This window comes from Pseudomonas sp. TE3895 (genome assembly GCF_056278855.1).
On sequence record NZ_JBWBQE010000001.1, the window covers coordinates 1,508,963 to 1,528,130 of the forward strand.

Here is a 19,168-nt window from a genome sequence, read left to right on the forward strand (position 1 = left end):
GGTGCACGGTTACCGCCCTGGGTTTAAGGTATGCCGGCCTGGCCGCTTCGCGGGTGAACCCGCTCCTACAGGCATTGCGCAAGATTCAACACCAGCGCAGGACCTGTAGGAGCGGGTTTACCCGCGAAGAAGGCGACGCGGTCTAGAAGAAGCCCAACGGATTGATGTCGTAGCTCACCAGCAGGTTCTTGGTCTGCTGATAGTGATCCAGCATCATCTTGTGCGTCTCACGCCCAACCCCCGACTTCTTGTACCCGCCGAACGCGGCATGCGCCGGGTACAGGTGGTAGCAGTTGGTCCACACACGGCCAGCCTTGATGCCGCGGCCCATGCGGTAGGCACGGTTGATGTCGCGGGTCCACACGCCGGCGCCCAGGCCGAACTCGGTGTCGTTGGCAATCGCCAGCGCTTCGGCTTCGTCCTTGAAGGTGGTGACGCTGACCACCGGGCCGAAGATTTCTTCCTGGAACACGCGCATCTTGTTGTTGCCCTTGAGCAGGGTCGGCTGGATGTAGTAACCGGTAGCCAGCGAACCTTCCAGCTTCTCGACCTTGCCGCCGGTGAGCAGCTCGGCGCCTTCTTCCTGGGCAATCTGCAGGTACGAGAGGATTTTTTCGAACTGCTGCTGCGAGGCCTGCGCGCCGACCATGGTGTCGGTGTCCAGCGGGTCGCCGCGCTTGATCTGCAGCACCTTCTTCATCACCACTTCCATGAACTGCGGATAGATCGACTCTTGCACCAGGGCACGCGACGGGCAGGTGCACACTTCACCCTGGTTGAAGAACGCCAGCACCATGCCTTCTGCCGCCTTCTCGATGAAGCTTGGCTCGGCCTGCATGATGTCTTCGAAGTACACGTTCGGCGACTTGCCACCCAGTTCGACGGTGGACGGGATGATGTTCTCGGCGGCGCATTTCATGATGTGCGAGCCCACCGGGGTAGAGCCGGTGAAGGCGATCTTGGCGATGCGTTTGCTGGTGGCCAGGGCTTCACCGGCTTCGCGGCCATAGCCTTGCACTACGTTGAGCACGCCAGGTGGCAACAGGTCGCCAATGACTTCGAGCAGCACGGTGATGCCCAGCGGCGTCTGTTCGGCAGGCTTGAGCACCACGCAGTTACCAGCGGCCAGTGCCGGGGCAAGCTTCCAGGCAGCCATCAGGATCGGGAAGTTCCAGGGGATGATCTGCCCGACCACGCCCAGTGGCTCGTGGATATGGTAGGCCACGGTGCCTTCATTGATTTCGGCAGCGCCGCCTTCCTGGGCGCGGATGCAGCCAGCGAAATAGCGGAAGTGGTCGACCGCCAGCGGAATGTCGGCGTTGAGGGTTTCGCGGATCGGCTTGCCGTTGTCCCAGGTTTCGGTAATGGCCAGCAATTCGAGGTTCTGCTCGATACGGTCGGCGATCTTCAGCAGCACGTTGGAGCGATCCTGCACTGAAGTGCGGCCCCAGGCGTCGGCCGCAGCATGGGCGGCATCCAGGGCCTTCTCGATGTCTTCGGCAGTAGAGCGGGGGAATTCAGCGATCAGCTTGCCATTCACCGGGGAGGTATTTTCGAAGTACTGCCCCTTTACCGGAGTAACGAACTCACCACCGATGTAGTTGCCGTAGCGGCTCTTGAAGGAAACCTTCGCGCCTTCGGTACCGGGATGTGCATAACGCATGGTGTGTCTCCTTGGTATTGTGCTTTTTAGGGAGTTGGAAAGCATAGAGCAAGGGTTGGGCCAGTGTTGGCCACGCCAGGCAAATCAATGACTTGAGTCATTTTTACGGGACTGATCAAGGGCCGCTGTACCGGTGCCGGTACGCCTGGGGTGACATTTTGTGCCGTTTGCGACACATCACAGGCGTGTGCATTGCAAAGCCTACCCGGGTGGAGGATGCTGGGCTGACGCTCTATCTGCGGAGAATTACAACAATGCAGAGCAATCACTTCACGCGCCATGCCCGTCAGGTGCATAGCGTTGCCCATGGTGGGGCCGGGGAGGGCGGCAGTGACCCGTCCATCGCCCGCTCCTGGCTGCGCTGCCTGGAGGATTACCACCTCGACCCGGCGGTGATCGAAGCGCCGGTGGTGCTTGAGCATGGGCGCCTGCTGGAAAGCCGCGAGCGCCTGCATCAGGTGCTGCAAATTGCCGACCATGAAATGAACAGCCTGCACCAGCAGCTTTCCGGCGCAGGCCACGCGGTGCTGCTGACCGACGCTCGTGGGGTGATCCTCAATTGCGTCAGTGCCCCCACCGAGCGGCGCAGCTTCGAGCGTGCGGGGCTGTGGTTGGGCGCTGACTGGAGCGAGGCGCGCGAGGGCACCAATGGCATCGGCACCTGCCTGGTCGAGCGCCAGGCGCTGACCATCCATCAGAACGAGCACTTCCGTGGCCGTCACACCGGGCTGACCTGCTCGGCCAGCCCGGTGTTCGACCCGCATGGCGACCTGCTGGCGGTACTCGACGTGTCCTCTGCGCGCCCCGACGTATCGCGGCAAAGCCAGTTCCACACCATGGCGTTGGTCAACCTGTCGGCAAAGATGATCGAAAGCTGCTATTTCCTGCGCCATTTCGAGCAGCAATGGTTATTGCGTTTTCACCTGCAAGCCGAGTCGGTCGGCCTGTTCAGCGAAGGCTTGCTGGCGTTCGACGGCGATGGGCGCATTTGCGCTGCCAACCAAAGCGCACTGAACCTGCTGGGCACGGTACGGGGCGGCGTGCTGGGCAAACCGTTGGCGTGCTTTTTCGCGTGCAGCCATGACGAAATGTTCAGCCGTGCCACGCCCGGCGGCAGTACTGCCTGGCCGCTGCGCACCCTTGACGGTCGCCAGGTGTTCGCCAGCCTGCGGGGGCAGGCCCGGGCGCCGGTGTGGTCGGTGCCGGCCGCCCAGCCGCGGCCCGCAGGTGAAGTGGAGCCGCTGGTCTGTCTGCTGGACCCTGCGTTGCAAAATGATTTCCGCCGCAGCGTGCGGGTGTTCGAGCGCGATGTACCATTGCTGCTGCGCGGCGAGACCGGCTGTGGCAAGGAGGCCTTCGCCCAGGCTGTGCATCAGGCCAGTGAGCGGCGCGGCAAGCCGTTTGTCGCCATCAACTGCGCGTCTATCCCGGAAAGCCTGATCGAGAGTGAGCTGTTCGGGTACCGCGGCGGCAGTTTTACCGGCGCGCGCAAGGAGGGCATGCGCGGCAAGCTGTTGCAGGCCGACGGCGGCACCTTGCTGCTGGACGAGATCGGCGATATGCCGCTTGCCCTGCAAACCCGACTGCTGCGGGTACTGGAGGAGCGCCAGGTGGTGCCGATCGGGGGAGAGCCACAGGCGGTGGACGTGCGCATCGTCAGCGCTACGCACCGTGACCTGCTGGAACGGGTTGAACAGGGCAGTTTCCGCGAGGACCTGTATTACCGCCTCAATGGCCTGGAGGTAGCGCTGCCGGCGGTGCGCGAACGCAGTGACAAGGCGCAGTTGCTGGACTTTCTGCTACGCCAGGAGACGCAGGGGCAACGCATAGACATCGAGCCCAGGGCGCGGCAGGCGCTGCTCGCATTTAACTGGCCGGGGAACGTGCGGCAGATGCGCAATGTGCTGCGTACCCTGGTGGCGCTTTGCGAAGATGCCCGCATCACCTTTACGGACCTCCCCGCAGTCATTCGCGCCAGCCCACCTCCCGTGGGGGCGGGCGAGCCCGCGAAGATGTCCGACCAGGCAATAGAGGGCGAGGGCGTTGCCCTCGTTCGCGGGCAAGCCCGCCCACACAGGTCCGGCGGTGCCGCTGAGATTGTGGGTGAATCTGGAGGGCCCGAGGTTCTGCTCGACGCAGAGCGGCAAGCGCTGAAGGAGGTACTGGAGGCAAAACACTGGCATCTCACCCGTGTCGCCGAGCACTTGGGCATCAGCCGCAATACCTTGTATCGAAAACTGCGCAAACACGGCATTACCAGGGGTGACTGAGCGAAACAGCGGGTGCGATTTGTCGCGCCCTGGGCTACCCTGCCTCGATGTTTTGCGAGGTCGACCATGCATATTCACATTCTCGGTATTTGCGGCACTTTCATGGGTTCGCTGGCGGTGCTGGCCAAGGAACTTGGCCACCGCGTCACTGGCTCCGACGCCAACGTCTATCCCCCAATGAGCACCCAGCTCGAAGCCCAGGGTATCGAACTGACCCAAGGCTATGACCCGGCCCAGCTGGATCCGGCGCCAGACCTGGTGGTCATCGGCAACGCCATGTCGCGCGGCAACCCAGCGGTTGAATACGTGCTGAACAAGGGCCTGCCCTACGTCTCCGGCCCGCAGTGGCTGGCCGACCACGTGCTGCAAGGCCGCTGGGTGCTGGCCGTTGCCGGTACTCACGGCAAGACCACCACCAGCAGCATGCTGGCCTGGGTGCTGGAGCACGCCGGCATGAGCCCGGGCTTCCTGATTGGTGGCGTGCCGCAGAACTTCTCGGTGTCGGCCCGCTTGGGCGACACGCCGTTCTTTGTGGTGGAAGCCGACGAGTACGACAGCGCCTTCTTCGACAAGCGCTCGAAGTTCGTCCACTATCACCCGCGTACCGCAATCCTCAACAACCTTGAGTTCGATCACGCGGACATCTTCCCGGACCTGGCCTCGATCGAGCGGCAGTTCCACCACCTGGTGCGGACTATCCCCAGCGAAGGCCTGGTCATCCACCCGACCACCGAGCAAGCGCTGGAGCGTGTGATCGGCATGGGCTGCTGGACCCCTGTGCAAACCACCGGGGAGGGCGGCCAGTGGCAAGCCCGCCTGCTCAGCCCAGATGGCTCGCGCTTTGAAGTCCTGTTCGAGGGCGAAGTGCAGGGTGTGGTGGACTGGGCGCTGACCGGCCAGCACAACGTCGCCAATGCCTTGGCCACCCTGGCAGCAGCGCGTCATGTAGGCGTGGTGCCGGCCATGGGTATCGACGGCCTGAGTGCGTTCAAGAGCGTCAAGCGGCGCATGGAGAAGGTTGCCGAAGTACAAGGTGTGACCATCTACGATGACTTCGCCCACCATCCGACCGCCATTGCCACCACGCTCGACGGCCTGCGCAAGCGGGTGGGGGAGGCGCCTGTGATCGCGGTGATCGAGCCTCGCTCCAACTCGATGAAACTCGGTGCCCATCGTGACGGCCTGCCAGAAAGCGTCAACGACGCCGACCAGGTGATCTGGTATGCACCGGCCAACCTCGGCTGGGACCTGGCCGCCACCGCTGCGCAGTGCAAGGTACCCAGCGTGGTGGCCGACAGCCTCGAAGCGATCATCGAGCGGATCAAAGGCCAGGCTCGCCCAGGCACTCATGTGGTGATCATGAGCAACGGCGGCTTCGGCGGCCTGCACGGCAAGCTGGCCGAGGCGCTGAAGTGAACGGGCCGGAACGCATCACCCTGGCCATGACGGGCGCCTCGGGTGCCCAGTATGGCCTTCGCCTGCTCGATTGCCTGGTACGCGAAGACCGCGAGGTGCACTTCCTGATCTCCAAGGCCGCACAGTTGGTGATGGCCACCGAGACGGATGTTGTGTTGCCGGCCAAGCCCCAGGCGATGCAGGCCTTCCTGACTGAATACACCGGCGCGGCCGATGGGCAGATCCGTGTGTATGGCAAGGAAGACTGGATGTCGCCGGTAGCCTCGGGTTCTGGCGCCCCGGCGGCAATGGTGGTGGTCCCCTGTTCCACTGGCACCTTGTCGGCCATCGCCACTGGCGCCTGCAACAACCTGATCGAGCGGGCTGCCGACGTCACCCTCAAGGAGCGTCGCCAGCTGATCCTGGTGCCACGCGAAGCGCCGTTCTCCACCATCCACCTGGAAAACATGCTCAAGCTGTCGCAAATGGGCGCGGTGATCTTGCCGGCGGCTCCGGGGTTCTATCACCAGCCGCAGACCATCGACGACCTGGTCGACTTTGTCGTGGCGCGTATCCTCAACCTGCTGAACATCCCCCAGGATATGTTGCCGCGTTGGGGCGAGCACCACTTCGGGGTGGATGATTGAAGCGAGCACTGGCGGGATTGCTGGCGCTGGTGATGCTGGGTGGGTGCGCCACGGTGCGCACGCTGGATGCCAACAAGCCCGGCGCACCGGTGGTGTATGCCGGTACCCGGCTGGATTGGTATGTGATCAATGGCGGGTGTTGCCCGCGGGATCATTACGGGGCGGACGCTCCGGCGTATCCGCGCCTGGATCTGCCCGGCAGCATGCTGCTCGATACCCTGCTGCTGCCGTTGTCTTTGCTGACAGCGGCCGGCATAGGCTTCCAGGCTAGCGGCGGTCTGTGATGGCCCTTCGCGCGCACGCCCTCTTCCACAGGATCTCCGTAATCTTCCGGTGACTACTCACCAGTGGGAGCGGGCGTGCCCGCGAAGAGGCCAGCACAAGCGAAGCCTAGATCTTGCCCAACCTGCGCAACTCATCCGACTCCACAACCCGCACGCCGTCTTCTTCCTCCAGCGCCAGCCGCCACAGTGCTCGCGCCAGGGTACAAGCCTCGATTCCCCGATACTTCCCGGGTATCAACCTGGAAAATGGCGCAACAAGCTGTTCAGTGAGCCGTGGCTCCAGCCGCTCGCCCAGCAGGAACGAGGGCCGCACGATGGTCAACTGTGGCCAGTCCTGAGCCTTGAGCGCTTCTTCCATCTCGCCCTTGACCCGGTTATAGAAAATTGACGACTTAGGGTCGGCGCCCACTGCACTGACCACCAGCAGATGCCGTGCGCCCATTTCTCGGGCACGCTTGCTGAAGGCGACCACCATGTCCAGATCCACTGCGCGGAAAGCCGATTCGGAACCCGCCTGCTTCAGTGTGGTGCCCAGGCAGCAGTACGCGATGTCGACCCGCCCGGCCAGTTGCGGAAGGAATACCGCCGGGTCGCCCACCGGGTTTTCCAGGTGCGGGTGCTCGGCCAATGGCCGGCGTGTAGGCGCCAGGACACGGGTGATGGTGGGCTCGTTGAGCAGGCGGTCTAGCAGGTGTTCACCGGTCAGGCCGGTGGCTCCGGCAAGCAGGACATGCTGAGGCGTCAAGTACATGATGTCTCTCCCTTGTTACACACAAGTCTAGTGAGTGCCGGGCATTTTTGCCTGTTCCCTCACGTTGGCCTGTGTGGTGTTACGCAATGCTTCTTCGGCTTGTTGCTGGCGCAGGTGATGCCAGTGCTCAAGCACGGCCGGCGGTGCCCACAGCTGCGGCTCGGAGGCCTCGAAGCCTTCCCTTTGTTCTCTTTCGGCAACGCTGGCACGTGCCAGTTCAAACGCCTGTTTCAGGTCGTCGGTCTGGTTCAGCGCTTCAGCGAACAGGGCATCGCCAAAGTAGGTGAAGTCGGCTTCCTCCGAGCAACCGAAGGAGACGCGGTCGGCCCGGGCAGCGGTCATGATGAGCGTGCGCTCGTCTTTGAGCGGAGCGATATAGCCCCCTGAATAGCAGGCGGAGATGACGATTACCTTGTCGCGATCCTTCAGCGGCGCCAAGGCAGTGGCCAGCTCGTCAGCGGCCAGGTCGGCCAGTTGCAGACGGGGCTGGTCGAGCACCAGCTGGTGGTCCTGGCTGCCATGGCTGGTGAGGTAGATGAACACCAGGTCTTCGGGGCCGCTGCGCTCTGCCAGGATGGCGGCAGCGCGGGAGAGGTTTTCGCGGGTGGCCATGGGGCGTGTGGCCATGTGGTCGCGGTGGTTGACCAGGGTCACTTGGCCACGGGCGCCAAAGCGCACCTTTAGCAGGTTGCTGACGTAGTCGGCTTCGCGCAGGAATACGCTTTGCTGGCCATCGCCGGCCACTACCAGGCTATACAGCTGGATCGGTGGCGCCGAGCGAGGTACCCGAGCCAGCGCCTCGTCCAGCAGCCGGCCCTGGTTGAGCAACGCCAGGTCCAGTGGGTCTGGCAGCAGCTTGCCATTCTGGTCGCGCACGCGCACGCCGTTGGCCCATGTTCCGCTTTCGACCTTGCCACTGGGCAGAATCAGCCGCCCATGGCCATGGTAGGCATCGTTCAGGAAACCGCCGATGTACTTGCTGCCGTCGGCCAGTTGCAGGCTGCCCTGGCCCGACAGACGCCAGTCGGCGAACTCACCCTTGTAGTGGCTGCCATCGCTGCCCAGCAACTCGCCTTCGCCGATCAGCGAGCCGTCCTTGAATTCACCGATCCACACGTCGCCATCGGCATTTTCGTAGCGGCCTCGGCCCTCCAGGCGGTTGTCCTTGAACTCGCCGATGTACTGCTCGCCATCAACGCTGTCGTAGGTGCCGGCGCCTTGTAGCTGGCCGTTGACGAAGTGGCCGCTGAACTGGTTGCCGCTGGCATCGCTGCGCACCCCGGCGCCGTTAGGCTTGCCCTTGGCGAACAGGCCTTGGTAGCGACTGCCGTCGGCCAGTTCCAGTTGGCCTGCACCGTCGTACAGGTCGTCCTTGAACTGACCGCGGTATGTCTGGTCGGCTTGCTTGAGGGTGCCCTCGCCGTCGCGGCGGCCGTGGCGGAAGGTGCCGCTATAGTGGCTGCCTGGGGTGATCAGGTCACCCAGGCCCTGAAACAGCCCCTCGGCGAACTGGCCGCGGTAGACCTCACCGTTCTGGCCATGCCATTCGCCCTGGCCGTGCCACTGGCCGTCCTTGAAGCTGCCGGCGTACCAGCTGCCGTTGGGGTAGTCGATCCGGCCCTCACCCTGCAGCAGGCCATCGACCACCTGCCCCCGGTAACGCCCACCGTCAGGCAGCCGTGCGTCCGGCGGGAGCAGCGATTCGCCATCGCCACAGGCGGCGAGCAGCAGGACCAGGGTAATGGGGAGCAATGGACGCATGGCGATGACCGGGCAATAGGTCTGCCGAGTATGACGCAGAATGGGATCCTGAGACAGCGAGCCCCTGTGTCGGCGCACAGCCTTGGAACCTTGCGCGTGCCCTGTAGGAGCGGCTTCAGCCGCGAACACCGGCGAAGCCGGTGCCCTCGACCGTGTTGCTTCTTCGCGGGCCCGCCCGCTCCCACAGGTGCCACGTTGCCTTCAAGGTGCAATCAGCGCACACCTGGTGAAACGATGATCTTCACGTTCTCCTCTTTGTTGTTCACCAGTTCCTCGAAGCCCAGCTCGACAATCTGCTCCAATCCGATCCGGCCGGTTACCAGCGGGCGAATATCCAGCCGACCATCAGCAATGAAGGCAATCACGTCAGCAAACTCGCCGTTGTACGCCAACGCCCCCAGCACCTGTTTCTCGGTGGACACCAGCTCGAAGAAGTTGAACTCGCTGGGCTCTTCGAAAATACCCACCAGCACGCACTTGCCTGCTTTGCGGATGGTGTCGATGGCCAGCTTGGCCGTATGTTTGTTGCCGATGCACTCAAAACTCACATCGGCGCCCAGCCCTGCAGTCAGTGCGCGGATTTCCGCCAGGGCATCGCACTGGCTGGGGTCCAGCACCACGTTGGCGCCTACCTCTTTGGCCTTGGCTTTGCGTGCTGAGGACATTTCCAGGGCGATAACCTGCGCTGCGCCCGCGGCTTTGGCGCACATGATGGTGCAAAGGCCGATGGTGCCGGCCCCCACCACTACAACGGTTTGCCCAAGCAGGCTGCCGGCCTTTTTCACCGCGTGCATACCCACCGCCAGCGGTTCGATCAGTGCCCCGGCTTCGGCAGGGAAGCCCTGCGGCAGCCGGTAGAGCAGGTTGGCGGGCACGTTGACCAGCTCGGCGAAGGCACCGTTGTTCATCAGGCCGGTGAACGCCAGGCGTTCGCAGATGTTGTACAGGCCATGGGTGCAGTAATAGCAGGTACCACAATGCTGGCACGCGTCTGCCGCCACCGGGTCGCCTACGGCATAGCCTTCCACGCCTTCGCCAAGCTTGGCGATGTGGCCGCAGAATTCGTGGCCGAGGATGCACTGGCCCTGAATGCCGGTCAGCGGGTGCGGGGCCTCTACCGGGATGAACACCGGGCCGGCAACATATTCGTGCAGGTCGGAGCCGCAGATGCCGCACCAGTCCACCTTGATCTGCACCCAGCCCGGCGCTGGGTCGGCCGGCAAAGGTACCTGTTCGACACGAATATCGTTGCGGCCATGCCAGACGGCCGCGCGCATGTGGGTGTGGCTCAGGTCATTCATTGTTGTTCTCCAGGCTCACGAAAAGGGCTTAGTGCTTGCGCAGGAATGCGAGCAGTTGCTGGTTGACCTGTTCGGCCGCCTCCATCTGCACCATGTGGCCGGCCTCTGGCAGCACCAGTACTTCGGCCTCCAGGCCCTCGGCATGGCTGGCCGGGATGATCGCATCCTTGCCACCCCACACCACCAGTGCCGGGTGATTGCCAAGGACCCCGCGCAAGTCGTGGCGCTGCCGGTCGCCGTCGGCGAGCGCCCCAGCCAGCTGCTGCAGGGCCTGGTCCACACCTTCCAGGCGCTTGAACTTGAGCATGTCCTCCAGCATTTGCCGGGTGACCAGCGCCGGGTCGGCAAACAATTGCACCATCTGCGGTTTGAGTGCATTGCGGTTGGCCGCGGTGACGAAACCTTGCAAGTACTGCCCGTTGATCGCTTCGCCCAGACCGGCGCTGGCCACCAGGCTCAGGCTGGCCACCCGCTGCGGGGCCAGGCGCGCCACGTTGAGGCTGACGGCACCGCCCATGGAATGGCCGGCCAGGTGGGCCTTGGCGATGTCCAGGTGGTCGAGCAGGGCGAGCACGGTTTCGCTCAACTCATCCAGGTCGCCCCGCTGCAGGGCCTTGGCCGACTCGCCGTGGCCCGGCAGGTCGAGGGCGATGACCCGCCGCTCGGCAGCCAGCGCCGGGTGGTTGAACAGCCAGTTGTTGAGGTCACCGCCAAACCCGTGCACCAGCACCAGCGGTGTGCCGCCTTCACCCAGCTCGAACCAGCGCAGCAGGCGCCCGCCGACTTCCGCCTTCTGAGGGGCCGGCCCTTGGCTCTGGTCGGCGCCGCCTTCGGCGACGAACTCGGCCTGGAAGCGCTGTACCACGGCATCGATCTCGGCCTCTTCTGCTTCGCCTTCGACCACCACCGCCAGCAGCGCGCCGACGGGCAGGGTTTCATCCGGCTTGGCCACCTGGCGGCGCAGCACGCCGCTGAACGGCGCTTCGACGCTGCTGCTGATCTTGTCGGTCTCGACGTCCAGCACCTCGTCGCCCTTGCTGATTTCGTCACCCTCCTGCTTGAGCCAGGTGTCCACCCGGCCCTCGGTCATCGACAGGCCCCACTTGGGCATGGTCAGGGTATGGATCTGGCTCATGCGGCACTCCTTGCGGCTTCGATCACCTTGCGCACGGCGGCTTCGATCTTCGCCGCGTCAGGGATGTACAGGTCTTCCAGGGCGTCGGAGAACGGCACCGGGGTATGTGGCGCGGTGACCATTTCGATCGGCCCCTTGAGTGCGGCAAAAGCCTTCTGTGCCACCAGCGCGCTGATGTCGGTAGCCATCGAGCAGCGCGGGTTGGCTTCATCGATCACCACCAGGCGGCCAGTCTTCTCCACACTTTCCAGAATGCTGTCCTCGTCCAGCGGGCTGGTAGTGCGCAAGTCCAGTACCTCGCAGTCGATGCCCTGGCGGGCCAGGTTGTTGGCAGCCTCCAGCGCCACATGCACCATGCGCCCGTAGGTAACGAGGGTCACGTCGTCGCCATCGCGCAAGAAGTTGGCTTCGCCGAACGGTACGGTGTACACCTCTTCCGGCACCTCGCCCTGCATGCTGTACAGCAGTTTGTGTTCGCAGAAGATCACCGGGTCGTTGTCGCGGATCGCCTGGATCAACAGGCCCTTGGCATCGTAAGGCGAGGATGGGCACACCACCTTCAGGCCGGGGATGTGCGTCCATAGCGAGGTGAGCATCTGCGAGTGCTGGGCTGCCGCACGCAGGCCGGCGCCATACATGGTGCGCATCACCAGCGGGGTCACTGCCTTGCCGCCGAACATGTAGCGGAACTTGGCGGCCTGGTTGAGGATCTGGTCCAGGCAGCAGCCGGCGAAGTCGACGAACATCAGTTCGCACACCGGGCGCAGGCCCTGGGTGGCGGCACCGACGGCCGCGCCGACGTAGCCGATTTCCGACAGCGGCGCGTCAAGCACGCGGCCGGGGAATTGGTGATACAGGCCTTTGGTCACGCCCAACACGCCACCCCAGGCGTCATCCTCGCCGGGCGCACCGGCGCCGCCGGCGACGTCTTCGCCAATGATGAACACTGTGCTGTCGCGACGCATTTCCTGGGCCAGGGCTTCGTTGATGGCCTGCTGGTAGCTGATCTTTCTTGCCATGGTGGTTCTCCTGTTGTTCTTGTAATCCGCGGCTCAGGGGTAGGCGACGTAGACGTCGGTGAGCAGGTCGGCGGGCTGTGGCTTGGGATCGGATTTGGCGCGGCGTACGGCGTCTTCGATCAGGTCCTCGACGCGGGCGTCGATGGCGTCCAGTTGCTCGGCCGTGAGCAGGCCGGCGCGGGTGGTCTTGTTGCGAAATTGCATGAGGCAGTCGCGGGATTCGCGCAGGTTCTTCACTTCATCAGGGGCGCGGTAGGTTTGCGCATCGCCTTCGAAATGGCCGTAGTAACGGCTGAGCTTGACCTCGATCAGCGACGGCCCTTGCCCGGAGCGGGCGCGCTCGATGGCAGCGCCGGCGGCCTCGTAGACGGCAAAGAAGTCAAAGCCGTCGATGGTGACCCCTGGCATGCCGAAGCCGGCAGCGCGGTCGGCAATGTGGTCGCAGGCTACGGACCAGTTGGAGGCAGTGGCCTCGGCGTAGCCGTTGTTCTCGGCCACGAAGATGCAGGGCAGGTTCATGATCGACGCCATGTTCATGGCCTCGAACACGGCGCCCTCGTTGGATGCCCCATCGCCGAAGAAGGCTACCGACACGTCATCGCGGCCCTTGAGCTTGGCCGCCAGCGCCGCCCCGGCCACCAGTGGTGCGCCGGCGCCGACGATACCGTTGGCACCGAGCATGCCCTTTTCCAGGTCGGCAATGTGCATCGAGCCGCCTTTACCACCGCACACGCCGGTCTTCTTGCCGTAGATCTCGGCCATCATGCCGTATACGTCCACGCCTTTGGCGATGCAATGGCCATGGCCGCGGTGGGTCGAGGCGATGCAGTCGCTGTCGCGCAGGTGGGCCATGACCCCGGCTGCAGAGGCTTCTTCGCCGGCATACAGGTGGACGAAGCCGGGAATTTCGCCGGTGGCGAACTCCACATGCAGGCGTTCTTCGAAGGCGCGGATGGTCCGCATGACTTCATAGGCATGCAGCAGTTGATCAGTACTGAGTTGATTGGACATCTTGTTGTTCTCCGGGGTTGTCTCAACACGGGTTTGCAGGGTGCAGCCGGTGGCCGCGCGGGACGGCCAGCAGGTGGTGGCGGGCGGCATGCGCCAGCACGGCCTCGACATCCACACTGAGTGGGCCTTGGTGGTCGAGGGTGATGGTGGGGGTGTCATGCTCGGCAAATTCGATTTCGCGTTCGCCGTCCAGGGCCAGGGTGCCGCTGGCGAGGCTCAGGCGCTGGGCGACGCCGGGCGTCAGCTGACCGCAGGCGGAGATGCCGCAGGCTTGCAGCAGGCCGGGCGCCAACGGCGCCAACAGCGCCTGTTCGGCGTCGGGGGCCAGGCGTACCCAGGCGCCGTGCGGATCTTGCCGTGACACCGGGCACCACAGACCGCACAGGGCCGACAGGCCGATGGCGTGGGGTTCGGCGAAGCAGGCGAAGACTTCGCAGAGGTCCTCGCTGCGGCTGAGCGCACGGGCACCGATGAAGCGCTGCGGCGACACGGCCACCTCGACCAAGGCCCATTCGGCCAGCTGTTGTTCAGGCACGTTCACCAGTAAGCGTTTGTTGCGGCGCAAGCCGATGCTGGCCGGTACCCGGCCACTGGCAAGCAGGCCACCGGCCAGGCCCGCGCTGGTGGCTTCACGAAGTTCGGGGAAGGCGTTGTTGGTGCCGGTGGACAGGGTCAGCAGCGGCACGTCAGCGGCCTCGGCGGCGACCGCCTTGTGGGTGCCATCACCGCCCAGCACGGCGATCATCGCCACGCCGCGCTCGACCATGCGCCGGGTTGCCAGGCGGGTATCGGCCACGGTCTGGGTCAGTGGCAGGTCGAGGATCTCGATGGCCGGCCAGTGCTGGTCACGGGCCCCTGGGCCCTGGCTGGCCTTGAGCACTGCGGCAGCGATGCCGGTCATGTCGCTGGGCAACAACACCTGGCCAATGCCGGTGGCGCCGAAAGCGGCCAGCAGGCGCTGGATAGCCGAGGCCTTGTCGGTGCTTGAATAGAGCCCGGCATTGGCGGTCAGGCGGCGCAGGTCGCGGCCAGAGGCAGGGTTGGCAATGATCCCGACAATCGGGGCGGGTAGCGGCATGGCGCACCTCGTATTTTTGTTTGCAAGGGCAGGAGCAAGCGGGGTGCCAGCTTTCTTCGCGATGGCTGAAGTGGCCGGGCTAGAGGGTTCTGGTCGTGTTCGGGCAGGTCTTCACGGGTGTGGCGGCGAGACGCCGGGTGCCAGCGCCGGGCCAGCGTTGCCGAGACGCTGAGACGCTGCGTCTCAAGCCAGCCGGTAATCACACAGTGCTTGTCGGGGCATGCCCAGAGGCGCTTAATGGCCGGACAACGATAAAAACAGCAACGAGAACCGGAGGGCCTGAATGCTTGCCGCGAACTCCCGAGCCCATGTGGACTGCGTCAGCAGGGTGTTGAAGAATGCCGACCGCCTGCCGCAGGCGCCGGTACCACCGCTGATCCTCGATTCATGGCGCCGCTCCATGGATGTGTACCGCCTCGACCCCGGTTCCCAGCAGGGGCCGCGGATCCTTTCCCAAAGCCTGCTCAACGAATGCCGCGAACGCGCCGAGCTGTTCCTGCGCATCGCCAGCGATGCGGTGGCGCGCTTGCACGAACGGGTGCGCGGCGCTGACTACTGCGTGCTGCTTACCGATGCCCAGGGGCGCACCATCGATTACCGGGTCGAGTCGGCCATCCGCAACGACTGTCGCAAGGCCGGGCTGTATCTGGGGACCTGCTGGTCGGAGGGCGAGGAGGGCACATGCGGTGTGGCGGCGGTGCTGACCAGCAAGGCCCCGGTCACGGTGCACAAGCGCGATCACTTTCGCGCCGCCTTCATCGGCCTGACCTGCACAGCGGCGCCGGTGTTCGACCCGTTGGGCGAGTTGTTGGGCGTGGTCGATGTGTCGGCCTTGCAGTCGCCGGATGATCGGCGCAGCCAGCACCTGATCCGCCAACTGGTCGAGCAGACCGCCCGCGAAATCGAAAACGCTTTCTTCATGCACAGCGCCCAGGGCCACTGGGTGATGCGCGCGCATGGCACGCCGGGCTATGTGGAGAGCCAACCCGATTACCTGCTGGCCTGGGATGCCGATGGCCGCTTGCAGGCAATCAACAGCCTGGCGCGGCAACGGTTGGTGGAACGCCTGGGGCGCTTGCCCGAGCATATTGGCGAACTGTTCGACATCGACCAACTGCGCCGGGTGAGCGCGTCGTCCGCTCAGCGCCTGCCTGGTCTGGGCGGTTTGTATGGCCGGGTCAGCGCACCGCAGCAACGCCAGCGTGCGCAGCCTTTGCGCCAGGCCCAGGACACCCGTATCGAGCAACACCTGCGGTTGGCCACGCGGGTCAAGGACTGCAACCTGGCGGTGCTGGTACTGGGTGAGACCGGGGCCGGCAAGGAGGTATTCGCCCGCCAGCTGCACCAGCAAAGCCAGCGCTGTGATGGCCCGTTCGTTACCCTGAACTGCGCGGCCATTCCGGAAACCTTGATCGAGAGCGAGTTGTTCGGCTATGTGGCCGGGGCCTTCACCGGGGCTTCCAGCAAAGGCATGCAAGGGCTGTTGCAGCAGGCCGATGGCGGCACGCTGTTCCTCGACGAGATCGGGGACATGCCGCTGAACCTGCAAACCCGCCTGCTGCGGGTGCTGGCGGAGGGCGAGGTGGCGCCGCTGGGCGCGGCGCGGCGGGAGCGGGTGGATATTCAGGTGATCTGTGCGACCCATCGCGATCTGGCGGCGATGGTGGAGGACGGGCGATTTCGTGAAGACTTGTACTTCCGCCTGGCCAATGCCCGTTTCGAGCTACCCCCCTTGCGTGAGCGTGATGACCGGCTGGGGCTGATTCACCAGTTGCTGGCCGAAGAGGCGGCGGCCTGCGGGGTGGAGGTGGTGTTGGCGGATGACGCGCTGCAGGCGCTGTTGGTTTATCGCTGGCCGGGCAATTTGCGCCAGCTGCGGCAGGTGTTGCGGTATGCCTGTGCGGTGAGTGAAGGCGGGCAGGTGCGGCTTCAGGATCTGCCGCAGGAGGTGCGCGGTGAAGCGGTTGGTTCGGCTGAAAGCGGGGTGTCGTGCCCGGCCCGGCAGCTGTTGCTGGACGCGCTGATCCGCCATCGCTGGAAGCCGGCTGATGCGGCGCGGGCTTTGGGTATTTCGCGGGCGACGCTTTATCGGCGAGTGCATGAGCATCGCATCGACATGCCGCGGATGAAGGGGTAGAGCCCTGGGGGCGCAACGCGGCCCCAGCTTCAGGCAGGCAATAAAACAACCTGGCACAGAGCCGGGGGGCCACAAGGACGGCGTCAGTCCTGAGGCATGCGCGCAACCTGTGGGAGCGGCCTTGTGTCGCGATAGGGCCGCAACGCGGCCCCAGATTCAGGCAGGCAATAAAAAACCCCGGCACAGGGCCGGGGTTCTGGTACATCACACTACACGATCACTCCTGGTTGGCCAGTTTGTGCTCGAGGTAGTGAATGTTGACGCCGCCTTTGCAGAAGCCTTCATCACGCACCAGGTCGCGGTGCAGCGGGATGTTGGTCTTGATGCCGTCGACGACGATCTCGTCCAGGGCATTGCGCATGCGCGCCATGGCTTCGTCGCGGTCCTTGCCGTAGGTGATCAGCTTGCCGATCAGCGAGTCGTAGTTCGGCGGAACCGAATAACCGCTGTACAGGTGCGAATCGACGCGTACGCCGTTGCCGCCCGGGGCGTGGAAGTGCTTCACCTTGCCTGGGCTCGGGATGAACTTCTTCGGGTCTTCGGCGTTGATCCGGCACTCCAGCGAGTGGCCACGGATCACCACGTCTTCCTGGCGGAACGACAGCTTGTTGCCAGCGGCGATGCTCAGCATCTCCTTGACGATGTCGATGCCAGTGACCATCTCCGACACCGGGTGCTCAACCTGCACGCGGGTGTTCATCTCGATGAAGTAGAAGCGGCCGTTTTCGTACAGGAACTCGAAAGTACCGGCACCACGGTAGCCGATCTCGATGCACGCATCGACGCAGCGTTTGAACACTTCCTGACGGGCTTTCTCATCGATGCCCGGGGCGGGTGCTTCTTCCAGTACTTTCTGGTGACGGCGCTGCAGCGAGCAGTCGCGGTCGCCCAGGTGAATGGCGTTGCCCTGGCCGTCGGACAGTACCTGCACTTCCACGTGACGTGGGTTGGTCAGGAACTTCTCCAGGTAAACCATCGGGTTGCCGAAGGCAGCACCGGCTTCGGTACGGGTGAGCTTGGCCGAGGAAATCAGGTCCTCTTCCTTGTGCACCACGCGCATGCCGCGACCACCACCGCCACCGGCGGCCTTGATGATCACCGGGTAGCCGACGTCACGGGCAATCGCCAGGGCGACTTCTTCGTCTTCCGGCAGTGGGCCATCGGAGCCCGGTACGGTCGGTACGCCCGACTTGATCATCGCGTCCTTGGCCGAAACCTTGTCGCCCATCAGGCGAATGGTGTCGGCTTTCGGGCCGATGAAGGCGAAACCGGATTTTTCCACCTGCTCGGCGAAATCGGCGTTTTCAGCCAAGAAGCCGTAACCCGGGTGAATCGCAGTGGCGCCAGTCACTTCGGCGGCAGCGATGATCGCCGGGATATGCAGGTAGGAATCCTTGGACGATGCAGGGCCGATGCAGACCGACTCGTCTGCCAGGCCCAGGTGCATCAGTTCACGGTCGGCAGTGGAGTGCACGGCGACGGTCTTGATGCCCAGCTCTTTGCAGGCACGCAGGATCCGCAGGGCAATTTCCCCGCGGTTGGCGATCAGGACTTTTTCGAGCTTCCCAGACATCGTTGGCTCTCCGCGATTCAAACGATGGTGAACAGCGGCTGGTCGAACTCAACCGGCTGGCCGTCTTCTACCAGGATGGCGTCGATGACACCGCCAACATCGGCTTCGATGTGGTTCATCATCTTCATGGCTTCGACGATGCACAGGGTGTCGCCTTTCTTCACGGACTGGCCAACTTCAGCGAAGTTAGGCGAGGTCGGCGAAGGCTTGCGGTAGAAGGTACCTACCATTGGCGAACGGATCACGGTGCCTTTCAGGGCCGGGGCGGCAGCAGTGGCTTCGGCGGCTGGCGCAGCAGCGGCAACCGGCGCAGCGGCAGGGGCGGCGGCCATAGGCGCCGGTGCGTAGAACTGCTGGGCAGCTGGGGTCTTGCTGTGACGGCTGATACGGACCGACTCTTCGCCTTCCTTGATCTCCAGTTCGTCGATGCCAGACTCTTCCAGCAGCTCGATCAGTTTCTTGACTTTACGGATATCCATTAATCATCAACTCCCAAAGGTTCGGTCAGGGGGCGAAATACAAAAAAACGTATCTGAAACGTTTCTCTCGAACCCCGGCCCACTTAGGCCAGGGTTTTCATCATTTGGGCTGTGCGTTGGCAGCCAGTTGTTCCAGCGCGGACTCCAGGGCCAGGCGATAACCGCTGGCGCCCAGACCGCAGATCACACCTACGGCAACATCGGAAAAGTAGGAGTGGTGACGGAACGGTTCGCGTTTGTGCACGTTGGACAGGTGCACTTCGATGAATGGGATGCTCACCGCAAGCAATGCGTCACGTAATGCGACGCTTGTGTGGGTGAAAGCAGCCGGATTGATCAGGATGAAGTCCACACCCTCGTTGCGTGCGGCGTGAATGCGGTCGATCAGTTCGTATTCGGCATTGCTCTGCAGGTACTGCAGATGGTGGCCTGCGGCGCGGGCGCGTTGCTCCAGGTCCTGGTTGATCTGAGCCAGGGTCACGGCGCCGTAGTGGCCTGGCTCGCGAGTACCGAGCAGGTTGAGGTTGGGGCCGTGGAGCACCAGTAGCGTTGCCATCTGCGGATTCCTTGGATTTGTAGGGCAATTCGACACAGCGCGGCGAGTGTGCCGTAAAGCAACGGCAAGTGTCCAGTTCCCGGCAATAGCCAGCACGATGTCCGAGGT

At 64.0% G+C, this 19,168-nt stretch carries 16 protein-coding genes; 5 read left to right on the plus strand and 11 right to left on the minus strand.

The window, feature by feature from the left end:
- Positions 1 to 142: 142 nt before the first annotated feature.
- Positions 143 to 1,663, minus strand: a complete 1,521-nt coding sequence (gene exaC, locus ACZ889_RS06775) for an acetaldehyde dehydrogenase ExaC (RefSeq protein WP_003255353.1) — start codon at positions 1,661 to 1,663, stop codon at positions 143 to 145.
- 254 nt (positions 1,664 to 1,917) lie between these two features.
- Here exaC and ACZ889_RS06780 point away from each other — a divergent pair, with 254 nt between their 5' ends.
- From ACZ889_RS06780 to ACZ889_RS06795, 4 genes are all read left to right on the plus strand, one after another.
- The gene (locus ACZ889_RS06780) at positions 1,918 to 3,933 is read left to right on the plus strand and encodes a sigma-54-dependent Fis family transcriptional regulator (RefSeq protein ID WP_180688912.1); all 2,016 of its coding nucleotides are present in this window, start codon (positions 1,918 to 1,920) and stop codon (positions 3,931 to 3,933) included.
- Between the two features lie 66 nt (positions 3,934 to 3,999).
- The gene (mpl, locus tag ACZ889_RS06785; RefSeq protein WP_003255349.1) at positions 4,000 to 5,349 is read left to right on the plus strand and encodes a UDP-N-acetylmuramate:L-alanyl-gamma-D-glutamyl-meso-diaminopimelate ligase; all 1,350 of its coding nucleotides are present in this window, start codon (positions 4,000 to 4,002) and stop codon (positions 5,347 to 5,349) included.
- The gene (gene ubiX, locus ACZ889_RS06790) at positions 5,346 to 5,975 is read left to right on the plus strand and encodes a flavin prenyltransferase UbiX (RefSeq protein WP_003255348.1); all 630 of its coding nucleotides are present in this window, start codon (positions 5,346 to 5,348) and stop codon (positions 5,973 to 5,975) included. Before mpl ends, ubiX begins: the two co-directional genes overlap by 4 nt.
- The gene (locus ACZ889_RS06795) at positions 5,972 to 6,259 is read left to right on the plus strand and encodes a YceK/YidQ family lipoprotein (RefSeq protein ID WP_004577011.1); all 288 of its coding nucleotides are present in this window, start codon (positions 5,972 to 5,974) and stop codon (positions 6,257 to 6,259) included. The genes ubiX and ACZ889_RS06795 overlap by 4 nt, the downstream gene beginning before the upstream one ends.
- Positions 6,260 to 6,365: 106 nt before the next feature.
- Here the strand turns inward: ACZ889_RS06795 and ACZ889_RS06800 are convergent, their stop codons facing one another.
- The 7 genes from ACZ889_RS06800 to ACZ889_RS06830 all read right to left on the minus strand — a co-directional run bounded on the left by ACZ889_RS06800 (position 6,366) and on the right by ACZ889_RS06830 (position 14,315).
- Positions 6,366 to 7,010 (minus strand): oxidoreductase, encoded by a 645-nt coding sequence (locus ACZ889_RS06800; protein ID WP_003255346.1) that lies wholly within the window; start codon positions 7,008 to 7,010, stop codon positions 6,366 to 6,368.
- Between the two features lie 27 nt (positions 7,011 to 7,037).
- Complete coding sequence (locus tag ACZ889_RS06805) at positions 7,038 to 8,771, minus strand: C13 family peptidase (RefSeq protein WP_180688911.1); 1,734 nt, start codon at positions 8,769 to 8,771, stop codon at positions 7,038 to 7,040.
- Positions 8,772 to 8,983: 212 nt separating this feature from the next.
- Positions 8,984 to 10,048 (minus strand): 2,3-butanediol dehydrogenase, encoded by a 1,065-nt coding sequence (locus ACZ889_RS06810; protein ID WP_223279163.1) that lies wholly within the window; start codon positions 10,046 to 10,048, stop codon positions 8,984 to 8,986.
- Between the two features lie 52 nt (positions 10,049 to 10,100).
- Positions 10,101 to 11,207, minus strand: a complete 1,107-nt coding sequence (locus tag ACZ889_RS06815) for an acetoin dehydrogenase dihydrolipoyllysine-residue acetyltransferase subunit (protein ID WP_003255342.1) — start codon at positions 11,205 to 11,207, stop codon at positions 10,101 to 10,103.
- Entirely contained in the window at positions 11,204 to 12,226 is a 1,023-nt protein-coding gene (locus tag ACZ889_RS06820) for an alpha-ketoacid dehydrogenase subunit beta (protein WP_003255340.1), read from the minus strand. Before ACZ889_RS06820 ends, ACZ889_RS06815 begins: the two co-directional genes overlap by 4 nt.
- A 33-nt stretch (positions 12,227 to 12,259) precedes the next feature.
- Positions 12,260 to 13,237, minus strand: a complete 978-nt coding sequence (locus ACZ889_RS06825; protein ID WP_003255338.1) for a thiamine pyrophosphate-dependent dehydrogenase E1 component subunit alpha — start codon at positions 13,235 to 13,237, stop codon at positions 12,260 to 12,262.
- Positions 13,238 to 13,259: 22 nt separating this feature from the next.
- Positions 13,260 to 14,315, minus strand: a complete 1,056-nt coding sequence (locus ACZ889_RS06830; RefSeq protein WP_003255336.1) for an ATP-NAD kinase family protein — start codon at positions 14,313 to 14,315, stop codon at positions 13,260 to 13,262.
- 283 nt (positions 14,316 to 14,598) lie between these two features.
- Between ACZ889_RS06830 and ACZ889_RS06835 the strand changes: the two genes are divergently transcribed.
- On the plus strand, positions 14,599 to 16,452 hold the full coding sequence (locus tag ACZ889_RS06835; RefSeq protein WP_003255335.1) for a sigma-54-dependent Fis family transcriptional regulator: 1,854 nt from the start codon (positions 14,599 to 14,601) through the stop codon (positions 16,450 to 16,452).
- Positions 16,453 to 16,669: 217 nt separating this feature from the next.
- On the opposite strand, the gene accC is transcribed toward ACZ889_RS06835, so the two are convergent.
- The 3 genes from accC to aroQ all read right to left on the minus strand — a co-directional run bounded on the left by accC (position 16,670) and on the right by aroQ (position 19,060).
- Positions 16,670 to 18,025: an acetyl-CoA carboxylase biotin carboxylase subunit gene (gene accC / locus ACZ889_RS06840; RefSeq protein ID WP_003255333.1), complete on the minus strand. Its 1,356-nt coding sequence runs from the start codon at positions 18,023 to 18,025 to the stop codon at positions 16,670 to 16,672.
- Positions 18,026 to 18,042: 17 nt separating this feature from the next.
- The gene (gene accB / locus ACZ889_RS06845; protein ID WP_003255332.1) at positions 18,043 to 18,504 is read right to left on the minus strand and encodes an acetyl-CoA carboxylase biotin carboxyl carrier protein; all 462 of its coding nucleotides are present in this window, start codon (positions 18,502 to 18,504) and stop codon (positions 18,043 to 18,045) included.
- Between the two features lie 100 nt (positions 18,505 to 18,604).
- The gene (gene aroQ, locus ACZ889_RS06850; protein WP_003255330.1) at positions 18,605 to 19,060 is read right to left on the minus strand and encodes a type II 3-dehydroquinate dehydratase; all 456 of its coding nucleotides are present in this window, start codon (positions 19,058 to 19,060) and stop codon (positions 18,605 to 18,607) included.
- Between the last annotated feature and the right edge of the window lie 108 nt (positions 19,061 to 19,168).

Excerpts from the sequence above, each read along its gene's own strand:
- ACZ889_RS06810 (WP_223279163.1), bottom strand. The coding sequence starts at position 10,048 with ATGCGCGCGGCCGTCTGGCATGGCCGCAACGATATTCGTGTCGAACAG.
- ACZ889_RS06825 (WP_003255338.1), bottom strand. The coding sequence starts at position 13,237 with ATGTCCAATCAACTCAGTACTGATCAACTGCTGCATGCCTATGAAGTC.
- exaC (WP_003255353.1), bottom strand. The coding sequence starts at position 1,663 with ATGCGTTATGCACATCCCGGTACCGAAGGCGCGAAGGTTTCCTTCAAG.
- aroQ (WP_003255330.1), bottom strand. The coding sequence starts at position 19,060 with ATGGCAACGCTACTGGTGCTCCACGGCCCCAACCTCAACCTGCTCGGT.
- mpl (WP_003255349.1), top strand. The coding sequence starts at position 4,000 with ATGCATATTCACATTCTCGGTATTTGCGGCACTTTCATGGGTTCGCTG.
- ACZ889_RS06815 (WP_003255342.1), bottom strand. The coding sequence starts at position 11,207 with ATGAGCCAGATCCATACCCTGACCATGCCCAAGTGGGGCCTGTCGATG.
- ACZ889_RS06830 (WP_003255336.1), bottom strand. The coding sequence starts at position 14,315 with ATGCCGCTACCCGCCCCGATTGTCGGGATCATTGCCAACCCTGCCTCT.
- ACZ889_RS06835 (WP_003255335.1), top strand. The coding sequence starts at position 14,599 with ATGCTTGCCGCGAACTCCCGAGCCCATGTGGACTGCGTCAGCAGGGTG.
- ACZ889_RS06805 (WP_180688911.1), bottom strand. The coding sequence starts at position 8,771 with ATGCGTCCATTGCTCCCCATTACCCTGGTCCTGCTGCTCGCCGCCTGT.
- ACZ889_RS06780 (WP_180688912.1), top strand. The coding sequence starts at position 1,918 with ATGCAGAGCAATCACTTCACGCGCCATGCCCGTCAGGTGCATAGCGTT.
- accB (WP_003255332.1), bottom strand. The coding sequence starts at position 18,504 with ATGGATATCCGTAAAGTCAAGAAACTGATCGAGCTGCTGGAAGAGTCT.
- ACZ889_RS06820 (WP_003255340.1), bottom strand. The coding sequence starts at position 12,226 with ATGGCAAGAAAGATCAGCTACCAGCAGGCCATCAACGAAGCCCTGGCC.
- accC (WP_003255333.1), bottom strand. The coding sequence starts at position 18,025 with ATGTCTGGGAAGCTCGAAAAAGTCCTGATCGCCAACCGCGGGGAAATT.
- ACZ889_RS06800 (WP_003255346.1), bottom strand. The coding sequence starts at position 7,010 with ATGTACTTGACGCCTCAGCATGTCCTGCTTGCCGGAGCCACCGGCCTG.